Below are 2205 nucleotides of genomic sequence, written 5' to 3'. Positions count from 1 at the left end.
ATGCGTGAAGTGCCTGCTTGCCGCGTGTGACCTCGTATCAGGGAAACCTGCCAATTGTCACCGGCAAATAACGGCCCTTCGGGAGGTGAGGGAATTTCTGTTTCTGCTTCCATCGACTTCCACCATCTGGCACTGTATGGGTCACCGAGATCGCGGCACCGATTGCGGCGACCGCAAATCTCGGCTGAGCTCATCGTCGTTATAGGGGGAATAAACGGGCGCGTAAGAGAAATGGTCCGGCTGGGGTAGCCGGGTGGGAGGATTCATGGTCTACATCAGAGCTCACTTCGATAATCCGTTCGCGCTACAGGAACACGGTGACGGTCCGCGCGGCATCTCCGAGGAACGCGGCGACGAGTTGGCGCCGTTGGCGCCGCTGGCCGTCATTGTGTCGTTCGTGCTCGTGGCGGCGGGATGCATCGCGTCCTCGGCAATGGGGGAGTGGACCCGCGACTATGGGGCAGAGCTCGTCGTCATCGCCTTTTGCCTGCACATGTTCCTGTCGGCTCTGTTGGGTTCGTGGGGACTTCGCAGGTGGCTGCAGACCACCCGGATCTGGCGTCGGTTCGAGCACCGATCGCTGCGCGACTGAGTCATATCCGCCTCAGTACTACTGCACTAGGAAAATCCGCGGCAGCCCGCGTGGATGCCATGAGTGGGAGGCGTTGTGAGAAAGTCCGTCGAAGTACCGATCTTGTCCCGGCGCGTCACCGAAGGCGGCCAGATCGTGGTCATCGAGGTGAGTCGGCCGCGACCGGTTGGCGGGAAGGTGGAGTGCGCCTATCGGCTGGCGGACACGCGGCGCACCACCGAAGGCCCCGATTCGCTGGCGGCGCTCTACCGGGCTCTGCTCGAGATCGGCGACTTGCTCGCGCAGGCGAATCGCGGCGCGTCGGCGCGGTTTGTCGTCCCGGCGAACCTCGGCTTTCCGGTACCACCCGCTGGTGATCGACCCGAGGCGGTGGATGACGCCGATGTTGTGGCGACGCAGACGATCACCCACGCCGGCGACAGGCACACGATTGCCATCTGCCGACCTGTACAGGCCGGCGGCGGGGACGGCATGCTGTGTCTGTTTCGGGTCGACGGCGAAACCTGCGCGATCGCGAGAGGGTGGGACGGTGTCGACGCGGTGCTGAACGCGGTGTCGATGATCGGCGCAAGGTTTCGTCTCGCCACGGATTGGCCGTTGTCGCCGGCCGGAGGTGGATTCGCATCAGAGGTGGCGACCGTAGTCGCGACGGGTGCTCCAACGGCGATCTAGGCACCAGCTCTTGTCGTCGCGGGGTCCGGTGCTGCTGTGACCACCCATCGACACGGTGGCCTCGAATCCTGCCTCGCCGGCCGTGGTTGGCGGTTGCCGGGGCCGTCGTCTGGGGCAGCGTCCGAACGGGACGCGCTGGTCCCGGCAACCGCCCGCCGACCGGTCAGGAGTTCGGTCATCCTGTCCCCGGTGGCGGTCTCTGGTTTACAAGCGGGCGATACCCCGGTGTGTCGCTTCGAAACGGGGAGACCCAGCAGATTTCTATGTCGCCGCGGCCGGCCAGCTGATGGTGGGCCACGACTTCGGCAGGTTGACCGAACCGTCCAGGACCAACCGCACCAGGTCCTCGTAGCCCTCCCGCATCTCGGCCAGATGGTGCCAGGCTCGATGTCGCTGGGCGTCCTCGGCGTTGTGGAGCGCCCAGTGGGCATAGGTGGCGGCTTCCGCGACCCGGCCGATCACCCCGCCCACCGTGTCGATTCCCCGCGGAGCGCCGGGGCGTGGCCGCGGAAGCTGCGCGGTGATCCACACATCGATGGTGTGCGCGACTTCCGCGATCTGACGACCGACCCATACGGCGGACGGTTCGGCCAGCCAGTCCCGATACAACGACCCGAGGGTGCGAGCCCAGCGCGCGAGCGGCTGATCACAATCGGCGCCCCCGTTGATCGCGGCAAGCAATTCCTGCGGCGAAAGAAACGGACCGTGCTGAGCCGGCGCCGGGTACCACGAATCCGGTGCGCTCACCTGCGCTCACCGGACAGGCCTGCCCCGAGTAGACACTGCTGTGGAATTGCGGAATTCAGATTTCTGGCACCGGACAAAGCAAGCTCCTGATCAAGCGCACATCCGCATGAACGGGTCGACCCAGCGGACAAGCAGGGTTCCGATCCTGCGCACGGTCCCGCACCGGCGCCGCGAGGGTCTTTGCAGAATCCGAT

At 65.4% G+C, this 2205-nt stretch carries 3 protein-coding genes; 2 read left to right on the top strand and 1 reads right to left on the bottom strand.

What is annotated here, in order from left to right; genetic code table 11:
- The first annotated feature begins 265 nt into the window (after nt 1–265).
- Together ACFWF3_RS33070 and ACFWF3_RS33065 are read left to right on the top strand one after the other, a co-directional pair.
- On the top strand, nt 266–592 hold the full coding sequence (locus ACFWF3_RS33070) for a hypothetical protein (RefSeq protein WP_379317844.1): 327 nt from the start codon (nt 266–268) through the stop codon (nt 590–592).
- Between the two features lie 75 nt (nt 593–667).
- Nucleotides 668–1264, top strand: a complete 597-nt coding sequence (locus ACFWF3_RS33065; protein ID WP_379317842.1) for a hypothetical protein — start codon at nt 668–670, stop codon at nt 1262–1264.
- A gap of 261 nt (nt 1265–1525) precedes the next feature.
- Here ACFWF3_RS33065 and ACFWF3_RS33060 read toward each other — a convergent pair whose 3' ends face one another.
- Complete coding sequence (locus tag ACFWF3_RS33060) at nt 1526–2011, bottom strand: hypothetical protein (RefSeq protein ID WP_378628534.1); 486 nt, start codon at nt 2009–2011, stop codon at nt 1526–1528.
- Between the last annotated feature and the right edge of the window lie 194 nt (nt 2012–2205).

Source organism: Nocardia sp. NPDC060220 (genome assembly GCF_042727815.1).
In the GTDB taxonomy this organism is placed as follows: Bacteria; Actinomycetota; Actinomycetes; order Mycobacteriales; family Mycobacteriaceae; genus Nocardia.
Note: the sequence above shows the minus strand (reverse complement) of the source record. Positions and strands in the feature narration are given on the sequence as shown.

What these genes read in the sequence shown, in the direction of transcription:
- ACFWF3_RS33070 (WP_379317844.1), top strand. Translation starts at nt 266, where the DNA reads ATGGTCTACATCAGAGCTCACTTCGATAATCCGTTCGCGCTACAGGAA.